This is a genomic window from Flavonifractor hominis (assembly GCF_040095835.1).
Taxonomy (GTDB): Bacteria; Bacillota; Clostridia; order Oscillospirales; family Oscillospiraceae; genus Flavonifractor; species Flavonifractor hominis.
Map to the genome: position 1 here is coordinate 56,922 of NZ_JBBMFT010000009.1, position 17,505 is coordinate 74,426.

Consider the following 17,505-nt stretch of genomic DNA (forward strand, 5'->3'; position numbering starts at 1 on the left):
TCCATGGGAGAACGCATCAAGGACCTGTTTACGCTGCCGGAGGAGCTGCGGGAGGAATTTTTGCAGGACTCCGTCCGGAAAAACCGGGTCACTATGGTGGTACTGTGCGGCATGATGGCGGCGGTGGAGCTGTTCAACGGCTGCCGGGTGCTGTTTTTCTCTCCCTCCGGGCTGAGCAGCGTGAACAACCGGATCTATCTGGGCCTGTACAGCGCGCTGCTGGTGCTGGCGCTGGTGGTGCTGGCGCTGCACCGGGTGCTCTGGACCCACCCCGATGGGCTGAACCGGCTGCATCTGGCGGCCACGGGCGGCATGCTGGCGTGGAACGTACTGCTCAATACATATGATGTGACGGTGGGGAATGGCGTTCAGGCCACCGTCCTGGTGACGGCTCTGCTGGGCCTGTCGGTCCTCATCCAGGCCCAGCCCCGGTATATGCTGCCGGCCATCCTGCTGTCCTACGGGGCGTTTCTGGCGGCCAGCTGGCGGCATCTGAGCGAGGGGACGGTCCTCAATCTGACGGTAGCCGCCGCGGTGAGCGGGATGGTGGCGGTGGCCCATTTCCGGTATGTGACCCTGCATCTGGAGCAGAAGGCGCAGATCCGCCGCATCAACGAGCAGCTGGAGCAGGAGAAGGAGAAGCTGCGCCTGAGTCTGGAGCAGCACCGGGTCCTGATGGATCAGAGCAGCGACATCCTGTTCCGCTGGGAGCTGGAGAACGACCGGGTGGAGTTCTCCCACAACTGGGGGGAGCTGTTCGGCTACCCGCTGGAGATCGAACCGTTCCAGGCGTGGATGGAGCAGAGCCAGGACGCAAACAGCCCCCTGTCCGGCCAGATCAGGGAGTGGATGGGGGAATACCGGCAGGGCAAGCGAGCGGGGGAGCATGAGATCTCGCTGCGGATGATAAGCGGCGAGGTGCGCTGGTATCAGCTGCGGGTGTCCATGCAGCAGGACCTGTCCGGCCGGCAGGTGCAGGGCATCGGGGTGCTGCGGGACATCAGCAAGCAGCGCTCGGAGATCCAGCGGCTGCAAAGCCGCCTGCAGCGGGACAATCTGACCGGCATCCTGAACAAGCAGGCCCTGGAGGCCTATGCCCGGCAGCAGCTGAGCCGGCTGGGGCCGGACGGGGCCATCACGATGCTGATGATGGATCTGGACCAGTTCAAAGCCATCAACGACACCTACGGCCACCCCTGCGGGGACTATGTGCTTATGGAGATGGCCAACGGCATGCGGGAGGTGTTCCGGGACAGCGACGGGCTGGGACGCATGGGGGGCGATGAGTTTGCCGCCGTCCTGCCCGGCCTGCGGGACCGGGCCCTCATCCAGAGCAAGGCCGAGCAGCTGCGGGCTCACATCCGGCAGATCCAGTGGCGGGGCCAGCGGCTGAACGTGGGGTGCAGCATCGGCGGCGTGGTGCTGTACGGTCCGGCCCGGGAGGATTTTGAGACCCTCTATTACCGGGTGGACGAGGCCCTCTATCAGGCCAAGAGCGGGGGCCGGGACCGGCTGCACCTGCTGTGAGGATAAAAAAAGCGAGGCAGTTTGCCTCGCTTTTTTTTTAACCGATGCCGCCGTAGTAGATGCCCAGCACCCACACCGCTGCGGTGAGCACCACGTAGAACCGGGCGGTGAAGTCGAAGCCCCGGCCGGGCATCCGCCCATGGCCCAGGGCCAGCTCCTCCTTGATGGCCCGGGTGCCCAGCACGAAGTAGATGCACACCGCCACCAGCAGCGCCCCGAAGGGGGAGATGTAGATGGTGATGAGGTCCATCCAGCTGCCCATGCCCTGCAGGGACTCCAGGAACAGGCCGGGCAGGAAGGCCACCGCTCCCACCAGCAGGTTGGCGGCGGTGCGGGAGAGGCGGAAGTTGGAGGTAAGGGCCTCGCCGCAGGCTTCCAGCATGTTCATCAGGGAGGTGATCCCCGCGAAGAACACGGACAGGAAGAACAGCAGGGAGAGCACCCGGCCGCCGGGCATCTGCTGGAACACCTGGGGCAGGGTGACGAACATGAGGTCGGGCCCGCTGGTGGGGTCGATGCCGAAGGCGAACACCGCCGGCAGGATGGCGAAGCCGGCCAGCAGGGCGGCCAGGGTATCCAGTACGGCGGTCATGCCGGCGTGACGGAGGATGTTCTCCTCCTTTTTCATATAGCTGCCGTAGATGAGCATGCCCGCGCCGTTGATGGACAGGGAGAAGAAGGCCTGTCCCATGGCCATGACCCAGGTCTCCGGGTTGAGCAGGTAGCTCCAGTCGGGCTGGAGCAGGTAGAGGTAGCCCTCCATCGCCCCGGGCAGGAAGGCCACCCGTATGGCGATGATGAGGAAGAGAATGAAGAAGGCGGGCATCATGAACTTGCTGAGCTTTTCGATGCCGGAGGCCACCCCGAAGATGAGGATGCACACCGTCACCGCCACGGCGGCGAAGTGCCAGGGGATGGAGCCGAAGGAGACGGCCAGGGAATCAAAGAAGTTCTGGGCGTCTCCGGCCAGGACCGAGCCGGTGAGGGAGCCGGCGGCGTACCGCAGCACCCAGCCCACCACCACCGAATAGCCGATGGCGATGCCCAGCACGCCCAGCAGGGGGATCACCCCCAGCAGCTTGCCGCCCCGCTTGCCCTTCTGGCGCAGCACGTAGTCCAGCGAGCCCAGCGAGCCGGTACCGGTGAGCCGGCCCAGGGCAAATTCCCCCGACAGACCCACATAGCTGAACAGGGCCACGAACAGGATATAGGGGATGAGAAAGGCGCCGCCGCCGTATTGGCCCACCCGGTAAGGGAACAGCCAGATGTTTGCCATGCCGACGGCTGAGCCTACCGCCGCCAGTACAAAACCGATGGAACTGGTGAATTTACCGCTCTGTCCATCCTTATGCATGAAATTCCTCCTCGTCTCGTTTGACCATATGGATGTGGTCCTCCCACACACCGTTGATCTTTAAATAGTGTTTCGCCAGCCCTTCCTCCTCATACCCGGCCTTGGCCGCCGCCCGGCGGGAGGCCAGGTTGCGGGGCATGATGTTGGCCTCCACCCGGTGCAGGTGCAGGGTGCGGAAGGCCCAGCCGGTGGCCCGGTCGATGGCCTCGGAGCCGTAGCCCCGCCCCCAGAGGGTGTGGTCGATCTTGTAGGAGAGGAAGCAGGATTGGAAGGCGCCCCGGACGATCTCGTTGAGTCCCACCATCCCCACGATCTTCCCCGGGTGCCGGGGCTGCACCAGCAGAAAGCGGAAGCACCGGCCCTGCTCGGCCTGCTCCAGCTCCCAGGCCAGCCGCTCCCGCTGGCCGGCCTCGGTGAAGAACTCCTCCGGCTGCACCGGGTCGAAGGGGGCGAAGGCCGCCCGGTTGCGCCGGTAAAAGGCGGCCGCCGGGGCGGCCAGGGCCGGATCGGCCGCCAAAAACCCCAGCCGGGGGGAACGAAAGACGAACGGACGCATGGCGCGCCCTCCTTTCCTTTGCTGCACGTGAGGCACATTATAACACATCCCGCCGGCTTTTGCACTATAAAGTCGCAAAGAAACCGGAAGGACCCGGCGGGGAAAAGATTCCGCCCGGGTGGTTGACCTGGGGGCCGCTTTTCGCTACAATAGAACCACAATCCAAAGGAGCCGTCCACTTGTGGGCGGCTCCGCCATTGCCAAGGAGAAGATCATGCTGAACCGAGAAGAACAACTGCGCTTTTGTGCCGCGCGGCGGCAGGCCATCGCGCTGGAGTTCCAGAATCTGAACGACCAGCAGCGGCAGGCGGCCCTGTGCACCGAGGGGCCGCTTTTGCTGCTGGCCGGCGCGGGCAGCGGCAAGACCACCGTGCTCATCCACCGCATCGCCAACCTGATGAAATACGGCCGTGGGTCCGACTCCGACCAGGTGCCCGACTGGGTGACGCCGGAGGATCTGGCCTTTCTGGAGGGGTATGTCCGCGCCCCCGACCCGGCCCGGAAGGCCGAGCAGGAGCGGCTGTGCCGCCTGGACCCGGCGGTGCCCTGGTCCATCATCGCCATCACCTTCACCAACAAGGCCGCCGGGGAGCTCAAGGAGCGCCTGGAGCGGATGCTGGGCCCCGCGGCCAACGACATCTGGGCCTCCACCTTCCACTCCGCCTGCGTGCGCATCCTGCGCCGGGACATCGACCGGCTGGGCTTTTCCAGCTCCTTCACCATCTATGACACCGCCGACTCCGAGCGGGTCATCAAGGACATCGTGAAGGACTTCAACCTGGATGAAAAGACCTTTGCCCCCAAGACCATCCTGGGCTACATTTCCCGGGCCAAGGATGCCATGAAGCTGGGGAAGGCCTACCTGGCCGAGTGTGAAAAGGCCGGGGACTTCCGCCTGGTGCGCATCGCCCGGGTGTATGCCGAGTATGAGCGCCGCCTGCGGGAGGCCAACGCCCTGGATTTCGACGATATCATCCTGCACACCGTGCGTCTGCTCCGGGATTTTGATGACGTACGGGAATATTATCAGAAAAAATTCCGTTACGTACTCATCGATGAGTACCAGGACACCAATAATCTGCAATATCAGCTGGCCTCCGCCCTGGCGGGGGGCTACCGGAACATCTGCGTGGTGGGGGACGACGACCAGTCCATTTACCGCTTCCGGGGGGCCACCATTGAGAACATCCTGTCCTTTGAGAGCCAGTACAAGGGGGCCCGGGTCATCCGACTGGAGCAGAACTACCGCTCCACCCGGAACATCCTGGAGGCGTCCAACGCGGTCATCCGCAACAACGAGGGGCGCAAGGGCAAGCGCCTGTGGACCGAGCACGAGGACGGGGAGAAAGTCCAGTGCTACACCGCCATGAACGAGCACGACGAGGCCCAGTACGTGGCGGCCCAGATCCTGTCGGACTACTCCGCCGGCCGGGGGTGGCGGGACCACGCGGTGCTCTACCGCATGAACGCCCAGTCCAACCAGATCGAGCAGGCCTTCAAGCGCAACGGCATCCCCTACCGCATCATCGGCGGCATCCGCTTCTTCGACCGGGCGGAGGTCAAGGATATGCTGGCCTACCTGTGCGTGGTCAACAACCCGGGGGACGATCTGCGCCTGCAGCGCATCATCAACAATCCGCCCCGGGGCATCGGGGCCACCACCATCGAGCGGGCCCAGAGCATCGCCCGGACGGAGGGGCGCTCTCTGTGGGACGTGGTGAGCCACGCCAAGCAGTGGCCCGAGCTGCAGAAGGCCGCCCCCAAGCTGGCCCAGTTTGCCGAGCTGATCGAGGGCCTGCGGGGGCTGACCGGGGAGCTGGAGCTGCCCGCCTTTTATGAGGAGCTGGTCCAGCGCACCGGCTACGCCGCCATGCTGGAGCAGAAGCACACCGTGGAGGACCGCACCCGCCTGGAGAACGTGCACGAGCTGCTCTCCTCCATCCAGAACTACCTGGACAACACCGAGGAGGAGCCCAGCCTGGCGGGGTTTTTGGATGAGATCGCCCTGTACACCGACCTGGACAACCACGACCCCAACGAGGACTGCGTGGTGATGATGACCATGCACTCGGCCAAGGGGCTGGAGTTCCCGGTGGTGTTTGTGGTGGGCGTGGAAGAGGGCATCTTCCCCGGCATCCGCGCCATCGGCGAGCCGGCGGAGATGGAGGAGGAGCGGCGGCTCTGCTACGTGGCCATGACCCGGGCCAAGGAGAAGCTGTACATGACCTGCGCCTGCCAGCGAATGCTCTTCGGCCGCACCAATTCCAACCGCCCCTCCCGCTTTTTGGGGGAGATCCCGCCGGAGCAGGTGGAGAAGTCGGGCCGCCTGCCCTACGGCGAGCGGAGCGAGGGCGAGCGGGAGAAGCCGGCCCGCCGCACGCCGGTGCGCCGCACCTACGACCGGGGCTTCTCCCTGGGCGGCAGCGCCCCCGCCGCCGGCTCCGGCGCCGCCCCCGACTGGAAGAGTCCCGCCGCCGGCGCGCCCCAGAAGGCGGCCGCCCCGGCCTTCCGCATGGGGGACAGCGTGCAGCACAAGGCCTTTGGCCGGGGCCTCATCACCAAGGTGACCCCCATGGGCGGGGACGCGCTGGTGGAGATCGCCTTTGACAGCGTGGGCACCAAGCGGCTGATGCTCAAGTCGGCCGCCCAGTATATGCAAAAGGTCTGAGCCGCTCAGAGCAGCTCTTCAAAGCTGTGGATATACCTGTCGCACAGCGCCCGCATCTCGTCCTCATAGCAGGCGTAGAAGGGGTCGTACACCCCCACCACCGTCAGGCCCACCGCCTTGGCGGCCCGGCAGGCGCCGGGGGAGTCCTCGTACATGGTGCACGCCCCGCTCTCAACGCCCAGCAGCTCCAGGGCCTGGGTGAAGGCCCGGGGGTCCCGCTTTTCCACGCCCAGCTCCTGGACGTAGACGATCCGGGTGAAATAGCCGGTGAGCCCGTGGCGCTCCAGCGCCGCCTGGCACAGCTCGGGCACGCAGGCCGTCAGCAGGGCCATCGGCTCTCCCCGACGGGCGCAGGCCTCCAGAAAGGCCCGGGCCCCGGGCTTGAGGGGGACCTGGCGGGCGTAGGCGTCCCGGGCCAGGTCCAGCCACTCGGCCATGATGGCCTCGGCCGTCAGGTCCAGGTGGTAGTAGTCCCGGGTGAACTGGGCGGCGATGGGGAAGATGGAGTGGCCCACCGTGTCGCTGTATTCCCGGGTGGCGGTGAGGCCCCGGCGGGCGAGAAAGCCGTTGTCCACCTCCACCCACACGCCGTTGGAATCCACCAGCGTGCCGTCAAAATCAAATATCCTCATAACCAAGACCTCCAGAGAGAAGCCCGCCGCCCCGCGGCGGGATTTGGACGTTATTTTATCACAACCAAAGGAGAGGTACAACTATGAGCGAACACAGAGAGAACAGTGTCCTGGCCCGTTTTGCAACGCCTCTGATCATCCTGGCCACCGTCATCTGGGGCAGCTCCTTCGTGGTGATGAAGAGCAGCGTGGACGTGCTGCCCACCTTCTGGCTGCTGGCCATCCGCTTCACCTTCGCGGCCCTGGTGCTGGCGGTGGTGTTCATCCGGCGCTGGAAGGTGCTGGACCGGCAATACCTCATCGGCGGTACGGTCATGGGCTTCTGCCTGTTTCTGGCCTACGCCTTCCAGACCTTCGGCCTGGAACAGACCACCTCGGGCAAGAACGCCTTCTTCACCGCCGTCTACTGCGTCATCGTGCCCTTCCTGTACTGGATCATCGCCAAGCGCCGGCCGGACAAGTTCAATGTGCTGGCCGCCTTCCTGTGCATCGCGGGTATCGGGCTGGTCTCCATCACCGGGGATAGCGCCTCGGCCTTCAATATGGGCGATGTGCTCACCCTCATCGGCGGCTTTTTCTTTGCCGCCCACATCGTGGCCGTGTCCAAGTACTCCGAGGGACGGGACATCTTCATCCTGACCACGCTTCAGTTTGCTTCCTTCGCCCTGTTCTCCTGGCTGGGCATCCTCATCACCCGTCCCGCCCTCACCCCCGGCGTGTTTGACCGCAGCCTGATCCTGGGCCTGGTGTATCTGGTGGTCTTTGCCTCCTGCGGGGCGCTGCTGTTCCAGAACATCGGCCAGAAGTACACCGCCCCCGCCACCGCAGCCGTGCTGCTCTCGCTGGAGGCCCCCTTCGGCGTGCTCTTCTCCATCCTCTTTGCCGATGAGCGGCCTACGCCCCTTATGTTCGTGGGCTTTGCCCTCATCTTTGTGGCCGTGGTGTGCTCCGAGACCAAGTTTTCCTTCCTGTTCAAGAAAAAAAGCGGCAAGTGCTGAGACAGAACAGAGGCCCTGTGGGCGCGGCTGGGTCCGCGCCCACAGGAAAAAGTTGAAAAGATGGAAAAAAGGCATTGACAAAACAAATGTCCTGTGCTATTATTTTCTGGCTGACATGTGAAAGACGGTTATCCCCATGCGGGTGTAGTTCAATGGTAGAATCCCAGCCTTCCAAGCTGGTCGCGTGGGTTCGATTCCCATCACCCGCTCCATACGCGCCTGTAGCTCAGGTGGATAGAGCAACTGCCTTCTAAGCAGTGGGCCAGGGGTTCGAGTCCCTTCAGGCGTGCCAATCGCTCCATGTAAGCTTTATGGTGGATGTAGTTCAGTTGGTAGAGCATCGGATTGTGGTTCCGAGTGTCGCGGGTTCGAGTCCCGTCATCCACCCCATAGACTCAAGGCGGAAGGGCCGGAGCGTCCGCTCCGGCCCTGCGCTTTTACCAGCGAGATTGGGGTGTAGCCAAGTGGTAAGGCACGGGACTTTGACTCCCGCATTCGCTGGTTCGAGCCCAGCCATCCCAGCCATTTGACTCGTTAGCTCAGTCGGCAGAGCAACTGCCTTTTAAGCAGTGGGTCCGGGGTTCGAATCCCCGACGGGTCACCACGTCGGAGCAAAGTTCGCTTTGCTCCGACGCTTTTTTATGCTTACGCACAAAAAAGCGTCATCCGCCCGCTCCCTTGCTCCTCCTCTCCAAATCGCAACCGCTTGCGCTGGGTTGCGCTTTGGTTCTGGGTGCAGACTTAAAGGCTTATCCTCGAAACCGTTCGCCCGTTTCACGTCGGAGCAAGCGTCATATCGCTTGCTCCGACTTTTTTTATAAAAAGTCAGAGTGCGCTCATTTCCGGAGCCGCCCTGTTGTGCTGTCCCGCGTGGTTGCAAAGTCCGCTTTGTGACCACGCGTTTTATGCTTATGCACAAAAACGCCATCCACTTGGCCTTGGGCGCAGTCCGGAAAGGGAGCGGGGTAAGATTCTGTGTTGCAAAATTGATAGAATTCATTATAATTGGTAATAACAGGAGGTGTGTATGCTAGTGTTGTAACGCTCGTCATTGCGGATTCTAGGGTTTCTTGCTGATTCAGATCAAAACACCATGCTCAAAGTTTTGGAGGGATTTGCAGATGAAAAGAATGCTTTCACTTTTGCTGGCGCTTGCCATGCTCTTCTCGCTGGCCGCTTGTGGGAAAGGGACCACGGCGACACAACCTGCTCCGGAGGACGAGACGGGTGCTGTTACACAATCAAAGGCTCCCGCGGACGATGCTTCTGATGCTGAGACGGTGGGCAGCGTTGCGGTTGACGAAGGGCTGTTTGACGTAACGCTCAGCATCCCCGCAGCATTCGCCGACGAAGATAAGACCCAGGCTGATTATGATGCAATGGCCAAAGAAGCGGGCTACAAGTCGATTACGCTGAATGATGACGGCTCATTGACCTACGTGATGACCAAAGCCCAGCACAAGGACATGATGGATCAGATGGCCGCAGAATTTCAAAAACAGCTTGACGAAATGTGCGGCAGCGAAAATTATCCCAACTTTGTATCCATCAAGGCCGATTCCAATTTTAGCAGCTTTGAGATTGTTACCAAAAGCGAGGAACTGGATTTGGCGGAGTCCTTCTCGGTGCTGGCGTTCTATATGCTTTCCGGTATGTACAATGCGTTCAACGGAACACAGGTGGAAAATTGTAAGGTGACCTTTATCAACGAAGCCAGCGGCGCGGTTATTCAGGAAGCAAACTCGGCTGACGCAGGGGAATAGTTGTTTTGCAGAGAGGGGGCGCAGCATGCGCCCCCTCTGGTCTGGAGGCCGGGCTTGCAGGACGCATGGCTCCACTGCAGAGGCGGAACGGCGGCTTCTTTACATTTGCGGAAGATTTGATATAATGAGAGCACCATATGCTCCGCCGCATCACCGGCGTGAGGAACAGAAGAGGGAGCGTGGACTGCGTGGAGGAGATTTGCATCCGTCCCATGGAGGCCGGGCAGGCCGGGGCGGTTTCGGCCCTGATCGGCCGCGTCCTGATGGAAGTGAACATCCGGGACTACAGCCGGGAGGACATGGTGGAATTTGCCGCCTATTACAGCCCGGAGAAAGTGGCGTCCATCCCTGCGTCTGGCGGGCACAGCTATGTGGCGATGCGGGGGGAAGAGCTGCTGGCCTGCGGTTCGGTGGTACCGGTGGAGGGGCACCCCGACGAATGCATGATCCAGGCGCTGTTTGTGCGCCCGGACTGGGAGGGCCGCGGCGTGGGCCGGCGGATGATGCAGACGCTGGAAGCCGATCCCCTCTTCCGCGCTGCCCGGCGGGCGCTCGTATCCGCGTCCCTCACAGCGCATGAATTTTATGGCAAGCTGGGGTACCGCTACCGGGATGGCAAAAAGATCTGTGAGGATAACGATCACTATTGGATGGAGAAGTTCCATTGAATATCGCATAAAAAAAGCCGTGTTCCGCTGTTGGAACACGGCTTTTCTGCGCTGTTTGGAAGCTTACTGAGCGGAGTCGTTCTTGCCGGTGAGGATGGCCTCTGCCACGGCCCCGCTTTTAGTCGGCGGGCTGATAGACCCGCACGTTGTCCACGTATGCCTCCACGGCGGGCCGGTCGGCATTGGAGTCATCGGTGTAGAACCGCAGCAGGCCGATGGTGTCCACCGGATTGCGCATGGAGAGCCCCGACGCGGCCAGGGCGCCGTTGATGTAGACCTGCATCTGGTCGGTGTCTGTATCCACCACCAGCGTGACGGTGTTCCACTGCCCGGCTTCAAACGTGCCTACCTGCTGGGTGGAAGCGCTGTTCCCGCCCTGGAAATTGGTCTTGATCTGCCCGTTGTCCCGCAGGTGCACGCCGCCCAGGATCCGCTCCATGGCGCTGTCCTGGTACAAGAAGGGCAGTCCCACGAAGGACGCGGGGGTGTCGGAGCGGACCGTGGCCTCGATATAGACCACGCCCGAGGCCCCGTCAAAGCTCCGCTTGGCCTCCACGCTCAGGCCCTTCTCCTTGGTGGTCTGGGTCAGCTTGAGGCAGCGGCCTGTATCGGTCTGCTCCAGTGTGACGGTGCCGCCGGTCTCTACCAGCTCCCAGCCGGTCAGCTGGTCCAAGCTCTCCAGCTCGTCAAAGCTGTCGTTGACCAGATAGGCCCGCTGGCGCAGTCCATCCCGCGCCGCCGTCAGCTCGGCCATGCACGCGGAGTAGGCGGCGCTGTTTTCCTCGGCCAGAGCGGCCTCGGCGGCCTGAATGGCAGCCGTAAGCGCGGCGTGGCTGTCCACCGTGTAGGTCTCCGGGTCCTCGGCGGCCGGCCGGGCCTCGTCCACAGCCTGGCGCAGCTGCTCTGCCGTGACCGCTTCGCCGCCCGGCTGCTCCTCCGCCCGCTGGTAGACGAACACGTCGTCCACATAGGCCGTCAGCAGCGGCCGGTCGGTGTTTTTATCGTCGGAATAGAAGCGCAGCATGCCCAGCGTGTCCATATCGTTGCGCAGGGGGAGGTCCGACGCGGCCAGGGCGCCGTCGATGTAGACCTGCATGGTCTGGCTGTTGCTGTCCAGAATGAGGGTGACGGTCTTCCACTCCCCGGCCGAGAAGCGGCCCACCTCTTTCAGGTTGGAGCTGCCGTGCTCGTAGGTGGCCCGGATGCTGCCGCCGTCCCGCAGGGCCAGCGCGCCCAGGATGGTATTGGAATCGCTGCTGGGGTAGAAGTAGGGCGCGCCGAAGAAGGTGGCCGGCGTGTCGGAGCGCACTCTGGCCTGCACGTATACAATGCCCGAAAGCCCGTCAAAGCTCCTGCGGGCCTCCACGCTCAGCCCGCTGCCCTGGGCGGTCTGGACCAGCTTGAGGTACCGGTTGCCGTTGTCCTCCTCCAGGGTGACCGTGCCGCCGGTCTCCACCATGGTCCAGCCCTCCAGCGCGCTCACATCGGCTGCGTCGTCAAAGGTGTCGTGCACCTGGTAGGTGCGCCCGGTCAGGCCATCGACCGCCTGCTCCAGCGCTCCGCGGGCCTGCTCGGCCTCTCCGGCGCCGATGCGCTCCTGGCTCAGCAGCGCTTCGGCCGTCTCCACGGCGGTGCGCAGGGCCGCGCAGCTATCCACGGTGTAGGCCTGCTCGTCGAGCCCCTCCAGCACCGCCCGGGCATCCTCCAGAGCCTCGGTCAGCTGCTGTACCTGCTCCGGAGTGGCGTCCACCGCCGGCTGGCCGTGGATGGTGATCTCATAGATGGAGGCGCTTCCGGAGCCGTTGGTGGCGTTGGTGACGTCGATCTGCAGGTACCGGGCGGACACATTCCACTGGTCGGAGGTATACTCCGGGGTACTGTTGCCGGTCCGGTCCAGCACCTGAACGTTGCTCTCCCCGTCCACGCTGGCGCTGAGGCGGTACTGATAGGACCGGGTACCGGAGCGGTACCAGCTGATGTCGATCTGACTGATGTCGTAGACCTTGCCCAGATCGATGCGGATCCACCTGGGATAACCGCCGCCGGAGGCGGCCCAGCGGGTATCCGGATCGCCGTCCATGGCGTTGTCGGTCACGTTGGTGCTCTCCTGACTCTCGGCGGTGAGGGTCACCAGCCGGGCGTTGTCCACCGCGGCGCACAGGGCGTCATAGTACTCCACTTTCTCCGCGAAGGAGTCCGGTACCTGGGGATAGCGGTCATAGAATTCCTGCACCATCTGCACGTCCCAGAGGGGCACCGTCCCCTCCGCCGGGGCATAGGCCAGGATGGCCTGGGCCTTCTGCTGATAGGCCGCGATCTCCGCATCGACGTTGGCCTGGAAGTCAATGCCCGCCAGGGCGCAGGACAGCCGGGCGTAGCCCCGGCGCACGGTGTCGGCCTGGATCTCCTCCAGGGACGCCTGCACGGCTGCCAGCTCGCTCTTCAGGGTGCCGGCGGACGCGCTGTCGCCCGCGGCCTCCAGCTCTGCGATTCTGGGCTCCACCGTATTCTGGATGTAGTCGTCCAGATAGGACCGCTCCAGGGACACCAGCGCAGGCGTCCAGGACGGGTCGGGATTGTACTGGGAGTGGTAGCTCTCCCGGGGACCCAGGTTGGAGTCGGCCTCACCGCCGGTGTTGATGACGATGCGGTCTACCGCCGTACCCGCGTCCACCATATAAAGGCGGATGGTGTGATAGCCGGTGCTGGGGATGGTGATGGTGGCGGTGCATTTTTCAATGCCGTTGACCACGTTGCTGGACCAGTTGCCCGACTCAGCCTTGTTCTGCCCGCTGATCATCACAGGCGTGCCGTCGTCCACGCCGATGGCCACGCGCTGCGTGCCCAGCTCATCCAGGGTGGGGATGCGGTATACGGTGACCGGGAAGGTCCCGGCGCTCTGGAAGTACACCTGATACGTCAGGTAGGGCGCTTCGGTCAGGTTCCCGTCGTAGCTGGCCGTACCCATGGGGCCTGCCGAGACTGCGTCGCCGGAGCGTCCCAGGCTCTTTGTGGTAAAGAAGCCGGCCCCATTGTTCTCCACGCTGCTGGTGTAATGCTCGGCCTCCATGGCCACATAGCCGTTGGCCTCGGCATAGCCCTGGATCTCGGTGCGGGGCAGGGCGGGGTTGCTGACGTGCAGGGTAATGGTTTTTTCACTGCCGGCCCCCGTGATGGTCAGCACTGCCGTCTGGTCACCGGCGGGCAGGGCATCCCAGTCGATGTCCACAAACAGCCGCTGCTCGTCGTAAATGGTGCCGCTGGGCTCCGAGACCGTCACCCACGCCTGGTCCGCCGTGGCAGTGTAGGCAAAGGGCCGGGTACCCTGGTTGTACACGTCAATGAAATGGGTGTCCTCCAGATAGGCGGAGAACTGCAGCACGCTGTCCTCCCCGGGGACCTGTTCCCCTTCGGTCACCACGCCCATCCGGCTGATGTAGCCCACGGTATCCACCGTGGTGGCGGAGGGCTTGGGCGAGCGGTCGGGGCGCAGGTTGTTGCTGTTGTGGGGCTGCATGATGAGGTTCCACTTGCCGTCGGACATACCGGTATTGTAATAATCCGTGGCCAGATCTTCCTGCTCATGGGCCCAGTCCACCATCTGTGCATGGAAATTGGCGGCCGCCGTGCGTCCCTGCTCCAGGCACAGGGCGTTTTTCTGGGAGTGGTAATACTTCAGGTTGTTGTAGTAGGTGGCGATGATCTGATAGGCCACATGCTGATAGAAGGCGTCGGCCTGAGCACGGTCGGTCTCGTACAGCGTGTCAAAAATGGCCTGGGCCTGCTGGGCCATCTCCTGGAGCTGGGCCACCCGCTGGGACAGCTCGTCGCCGTAGTTCACCTGGCTGAAACCGAACTTCTTCCCGCCGGTGGAGCCGGTGGTGTGGTCCGGCTTGAGGATGGCCACCAGGTCGTAATACTCCTCCAGCAGCTGTGCGGTCTGCTGGCTGTCCACGTCGGGGAACCACTTCTCGGAGAGCTGTTCGTAGAAGCTGCTCTCGTCCTGGGTGCCCTCCAGATTGCTCTCGTCCCAACGGTCGATGTCCCACGCCATCTCGGTAAAGAGCTGGATGCTGATCTCGCTGGGCTTGAGGTCGCCCACGTTGACCACCCAGAGGGACTGGATGCCGCCCTCATAGGCCTTGCGCAGCTCGCTGAGCATCAGATCCGGCGAGACCGAGTTGAGCCAGCTGTAGCTGCCCGTGCCCTCATAGTTGAGGTGGTAATACACGCCGCTGCCGGCATAGGTCTGCTTCTCCTCCTCGGTGGGGAAGCGGCGGATGTAGCCGTGGTTGTCGTCGGCCCACACGATGATGGTGTCCTCCGGCAGCTCCAGGCCGGCCTCGTACAGGGGCAGCACTTCCTTATAGGGGATGAAGATGGGGAAGGCGTCCTCATTGACCTCGTTGCGCTCCAGCATGTCCACCTGGCTGTCCACCACGTCCTGCAGCACGGCCAGCTTCTCCTCCTGGGTGCTGGCGTTGGCGGTGCGGAAGCCGGCGTCGTGCACGCCGCGCATGCCCAGAGTGTAGGAGACCTCGTAGTCCTTGTACGCCTGGACGCTCTCCTCCCAGTAGCGGTCGATGAAGGAGCGCTGCTCATCGCTCTCGCTGTAGTCATAGCGGGGGATGGGGTCCTCATCGGGGTGATTTTTGTTGTAGTTGTACATCCAGTCGTCGACCTTGTTGCTGCCGATGGCCTGCATCAGGTCCAGACCGGTCAGATAGCCGTTCTCCTGGAGGAACACGCCCCACTCGGCGGTGCCGTTGCGCATCATGGGCTCGCAGTGGCTGGTACCCACGATGATGCCGTAGGCGTCGGCCAGTTCCCGGTTCTCCGGATACTTGTTGAAGTAGTCGGCGGGACCCAGCCGGGGCTCGGAGTGCATGGCCGGCCAGAGGTAATTGGCCTTGAGCCGCAGCAGCAGCTCATAGATCTTGGCATAGGTGTCCGGATTGATGTTGCCGTCCTCCCAGGCCGTCCCGGGCTCTTTTTCCTCGGTCTCCTGGGCCCACTGGATCATGTTCTGCTCGTCGTTGATGAAGATGCCCCGGTACTGGACCGACGGTTCGCCCTCCATCTTCAGCGGCGTGTCGATGACGATGCGGCTTTGCACCTGGGGCTCAATATCGCCCCAGTAATACCAGGGAGACACGCCGATCTGTTCGGAGAGGTCATAGATGCCGTAGATGGTGCCCCGCATGTCGCTGCCCGCGATGACCAGCGCACGGTCCACACCCTCCACCGGCTCGTCCACGATCTTCAGCAGATAGCTCTCCCACTTGCCCTCCAGCTGCCGGGCTTCGTCCAGCTTGCCCGCCTCCATCAGGCTGCGGATGACCGGGCTCTGATCCACCGAGCCGGCGATGACCGCCAGGCGGCCCAGCTGCTGCGGGTCGTTCTTGATCTCCGGTTTGTGCTCGGTGACCCGCTCCACATCCAGCTGCAGATCGCCCATGGCCCGGATGACCTGGGGGTAGTCCTCCGACGAGACGTAGAGATCGGGCACATTGGTCCCGTCAAAAAGGACAAAGCCGTCCTCGGGCGCTTCGGGCTCCGTTACGGTCACCTTGTACTGCCGGCTGGTGCTGAGATAGCCGTTGGCCGCCGCCGTCACGGTGAGCACCGCTGTGCCGGCCGCCACGCCGTTTACCAGGACCCGGTGGCCCTCCACCTGAGCCTGGACCACAGCCTCGTCGCTGCTGACCGCCGTCAAAACCGCCTTGTCTGGCGTTACGGCAAATTCCAGCGCCGTCTGGCTGCCCGCCTCCAGCGCCTCGATGTCCGCTCCGCCGGTCAGGACGACCGTCCCTTCTTCCGATTCGTGTTCCGTCTCGTCCTCCGTACCGCCGGAAGAGGCGCTGTTGTGCGTCAGCTGTGTATCCTCCGCCGGAACATACTCCGTCACGACGGTGTCATCCTCCAGCTCCACGCTCACCTGTTCCGCGTCCGGCCGGACGGTCAGGCAGTCCAGGTGGCTGCCGCCGGTCACATGTACGTCCATCCGATCGGCCGCCACCGTGACGGTCCCGGCGGTCAGATCCTTTAGTTCTGCGCTGCCGCCCTCGGCCCGCAGCACAATGTCCCCCGCCGTACCGCTCAGGGTGACGCCGCCGTTCACCACCAGCGCGATGCCGTCGTTCTGCCGCTCCAGGGTATAGGTGCCGGGAGCGGCGATGTACTCGGAAACGGCGTTGCTCAAAATGGTCACCACTTCCGCCCGGCTGATCTCAGCTGCGGGGGCGAGTTCCCCTGTGCCGGTGCCGTTTACGATCCCGCGGCCGGTCAGGGCCGCCACATAGCCCTCCGCCCAGTCAGCCACCGCGCCGGCGTCGGGGAATGCGCTCAGATCGGCCGGCTCACGGGGCTGGATCTCCAGGGCCCGGGCCAGTACCACCATGGCCTCCTGACGGCTGATGTTTGCCTCGGGACGGAACGCTCCGCCGTCCCCCTGCATCACACCGGCTCCGGCACAGCACTGTACCGCATCGGCGTACCAGGCGTCCGAGGCCACATCTGTAAAGGAATTCCCGCTGGGCGTTTTCAGCCGGAGCAGGTTGACGGTTATTTGAGCCATCTCGGCTCTTGTGATGGGGGCGTCCGGGCGGAACATCCCGCCATAGCCGCTGACGATCCCGCGCTCTGCCCAGGTTTCAATCGCGGTCCGGGCCCAGTGGTTCTGGGTGTCGGTAAAGCGCTCTCCTGCCTGGGTGACGCCCTGAGCCGGAAGCAGTCCCACGGTTAGAAGCAGTACCAGGAACAGCGCCAGGGCTCGTTTCATCCTGATTTTCATGTTCTTCTCCTCCTCGTTCCAATGCCGTTCAGATTTTTGACAATAAAACGTTTCCCCTCCTTTTATTACCTGAAATCAATATTACACATTTGAATTGCTGGTTGTCTACTAGCATATAAGCAGAAAATTTTAGGCGCTTTTTGTGCATATGTACTTTTTCCTTTTTTTTATCGCCACTTGTTTTCGGGCGTTTTGCTTGCTTTTTTGTATTGTGCTCGCTCCTAAACCTCTGCTCCCGGTTGGAAAAAACGTTTTAAAATATGATAGAACGTTGCAAATGAAAGCAAAACGGCAGCGGACCCGGATAGGGGCCGCTGCCGTTTGCTTCATTTGCATGTAAGATGGCCCATGGAGCACGCTCCATGGGCCATCTTGAAATTCAGCCGTTCTGCTCCTGGGTAAAGCGCATGAGCATGGTGGCTACCTCGGCGCGGGAGGCGGTGCCCTGGGGATCCAGAGCCGAGCCGTCCTTGCCGGTGAGGATGCCCTCGGCCACCGCCCACTCCATGGCGTCCTGTGCCCAGGCGGACACGGAGGCGGCGTCGG

At 63.1% G+C, this 17,505-nt stretch carries 10 protein-coding genes and 5 tRNA genes; 10 read left to right on the forward strand and 5 right to left on the reverse strand.

Annotated features, from left to right (window positions below; translation table 11 throughout):
* Positions 1 to 3 precede the first annotated feature (3 nt).
* Positions 4 to 1,527 carry a sensor domain-containing diguanylate cyclase gene (locus WMO45_RS11805; protein WP_349140989.1) on the forward strand — a complete coding sequence of 508 codons (1,524 nt, stop codon included), beginning with the start codon at positions 4 to 6 and terminating at the stop codon, positions 1,525 to 1,527.
* A 37-nt stretch (positions 1,528 to 1,564) separates the two neighbouring features.
* Here the strand turns inward: WMO45_RS11805 and WMO45_RS11810 are convergent, their stop codons facing one another.
* Both WMO45_RS11810 and WMO45_RS11815 read right to left on the reverse strand, forming a co-directional pair.
* The gene (locus WMO45_RS11810) at positions 1,565 to 2,881 is read right to left on the reverse strand and encodes a sodium-dependent transporter (protein WP_349140990.1); all 1,317 of its coding nucleotides are present in this window, start codon (positions 2,879 to 2,881) and stop codon (positions 1,565 to 1,567) included.
* On the reverse strand, positions 2,874 to 3,437 hold the full coding sequence (locus WMO45_RS11815; RefSeq protein ID WP_349140991.1) for a GNAT family N-acetyltransferase: 564 nt from the start codon (positions 3,435 to 3,437) through the stop codon (positions 2,874 to 2,876). Before WMO45_RS11815 ends, WMO45_RS11810 begins: the two co-directional genes overlap by 8 nt.
* A gap of 214 nt (positions 3,438 to 3,651) precedes the next feature.
* Between WMO45_RS11815 and WMO45_RS11820 the strand changes: the two genes are divergently transcribed.
* Positions 3,652 to 6,105 (forward strand): ATP-dependent helicase, encoded by a 2,454-nt coding sequence (locus WMO45_RS11820; protein ID WP_349140992.1) that lies wholly within the window; start codon positions 3,652 to 3,654, stop codon positions 6,103 to 6,105.
* A gap of 5 nt (positions 6,106 to 6,110) precedes the next feature.
* On the opposite strand, the gene WMO45_RS11825 is transcribed toward WMO45_RS11820, so the two are convergent.
* A complete protein-coding gene (locus WMO45_RS11825) occupies positions 6,111 to 6,737 on the reverse strand; it encodes an HAD family hydrolase (RefSeq protein WP_349140993.1) in 627 nt (208 codons plus the stop codon).
* 83 nt (positions 6,738 to 6,820) lie between these two features.
* On the opposite strand from WMO45_RS11825, the gene WMO45_RS11830 reads away from it, so the two are divergent.
* From WMO45_RS11830 to WMO45_RS11865, 8 genes are all read left to right on the forward strand, one after another.
* Positions 6,821 to 7,735, forward strand: a complete 915-nt coding sequence (locus WMO45_RS11830; protein ID WP_349140994.1) for a DMT family transporter — start codon at positions 6,821 to 6,823, stop codon at positions 7,733 to 7,735.
* Between the two features lie 138 nt (positions 7,736 to 7,873).
* Positions 7,874 to 7,947, forward strand: a tRNA-Gly gene (locus WMO45_RS11835).
* A 3-nt stretch (positions 7,948 to 7,950) separates the two neighbouring features.
* A tRNA-Arg gene (locus WMO45_RS11840) sits at positions 7,951 to 8,027 on the forward strand.
* Positions 8,028 to 8,049: 22 nt separating this feature from the next.
* A tRNA-His gene (locus tag WMO45_RS11845) sits at positions 8,050 to 8,125 on the forward strand.
* 60 nt (positions 8,126 to 8,185) lie between these two features.
* Positions 8,186 to 8,260: transfer RNA gene (locus tag WMO45_RS11850), tRNA-Gln, on the forward strand.
* A gap of 3 nt (positions 8,261 to 8,263) precedes the next feature.
* Positions 8,264 to 8,339 (forward strand) — tRNA-Lys (locus WMO45_RS11855).
* 517 nt (positions 8,340 to 8,856) lie between these two features.
* Entirely contained in the window at positions 8,857 to 9,498 is a 642-nt protein-coding gene (locus tag WMO45_RS11860; RefSeq protein WP_349140995.1) for a hypothetical protein, read from the forward strand.
* A 137-nt stretch (positions 9,499 to 9,635) separates the two neighbouring features.
* Positions 9,636 to 10,166 carry a GNAT family N-acetyltransferase gene (locus WMO45_RS11865; RefSeq protein WP_349140996.1) on the forward strand — a complete coding sequence of 177 codons (531 nt, stop codon included), beginning with the start codon at positions 9,636 to 9,638 and terminating at the stop codon, positions 10,164 to 10,166.
* 118 nt (positions 10,167 to 10,284) lie between these two features.
* On the opposite strand, the gene WMO45_RS11870 is transcribed toward WMO45_RS11865, so the two are convergent.
* Positions 10,285 to 16,959, reverse strand: a complete 6,675-nt coding sequence (locus WMO45_RS11870) for a glycosyl hydrolase 115 family protein (protein ID WP_349140998.1) — start codon at positions 16,957 to 16,959, stop codon at positions 10,285 to 10,287.
* Between the two features lie 379 nt (positions 16,960 to 17,338).
* The gene (locus tag WMO45_RS11875) at positions 17,339 to 17,491 is read right to left on the reverse strand and encodes an S-layer homology domain-containing protein (RefSeq protein ID WP_349141000.1); all 153 of its coding nucleotides are present in this window, start codon (positions 17,489 to 17,491) and stop codon (positions 17,339 to 17,341) included.
* Between the last annotated feature and the right edge of the window lie 14 nt (positions 17,492 to 17,505).

Bases quoted from the DNA above. Each gene is read 5' to 3' on its own strand.
- WMO45_RS11820 (WP_349140992.1), top strand. From the start codon at position 3,652: ATGCTGAACCGAGAAGAACAACTGCGCTTTTGTGCCGCGCGGCGGCAG.
- WMO45_RS11830 (WP_349140994.1), top strand. From the start codon at position 6,821: ATGAGCGAACACAGAGAGAACAGTGTCCTGGCCCGTTTTGCAACGCCT.
- WMO45_RS11810 (WP_349140990.1), bottom strand. From the start codon at position 2,881: ATGCATAAGGATGGACAGAGCGGTAAATTCACCAGTTCCATCGGTTTT.
- WMO45_RS11805 (WP_349140989.1), top strand. From the start codon at position 4: ATGGGAGAACGCATCAAGGACCTGTTTACGCTGCCGGAGGAGCTGCGG.
- WMO45_RS11825 (WP_349140993.1), bottom strand. From the start codon at position 6,737: ATGAGGATATTTGATTTTGACGGCACGCTGGTGGATTCCAACGGCGTG.
- WMO45_RS11870 (WP_349140998.1), bottom strand. From the start codon at position 16,959: ATGAAAATCAGGATGAAACGAGCCCTGGCGCTGTTCCTGGTACTGCTT.
- WMO45_RS11860 (WP_349140995.1), top strand. From the start codon at position 8,857: ATGAAAAGAATGCTTTCACTTTTGCTGGCGCTTGCCATGCTCTTCTCG.
- WMO45_RS11815 (WP_349140991.1), bottom strand. From the start codon at position 3,437: ATGCGTCCGTTCGTCTTTCGTTCCCCCCGGCTGGGGTTTTTGGCGGCC.
- WMO45_RS11865 (WP_349140996.1), top strand. From the start codon at position 9,636: ATGCTCCGCCGCATCACCGGCGTGAGGAACAGAAGAGGGAGCGTGGAC.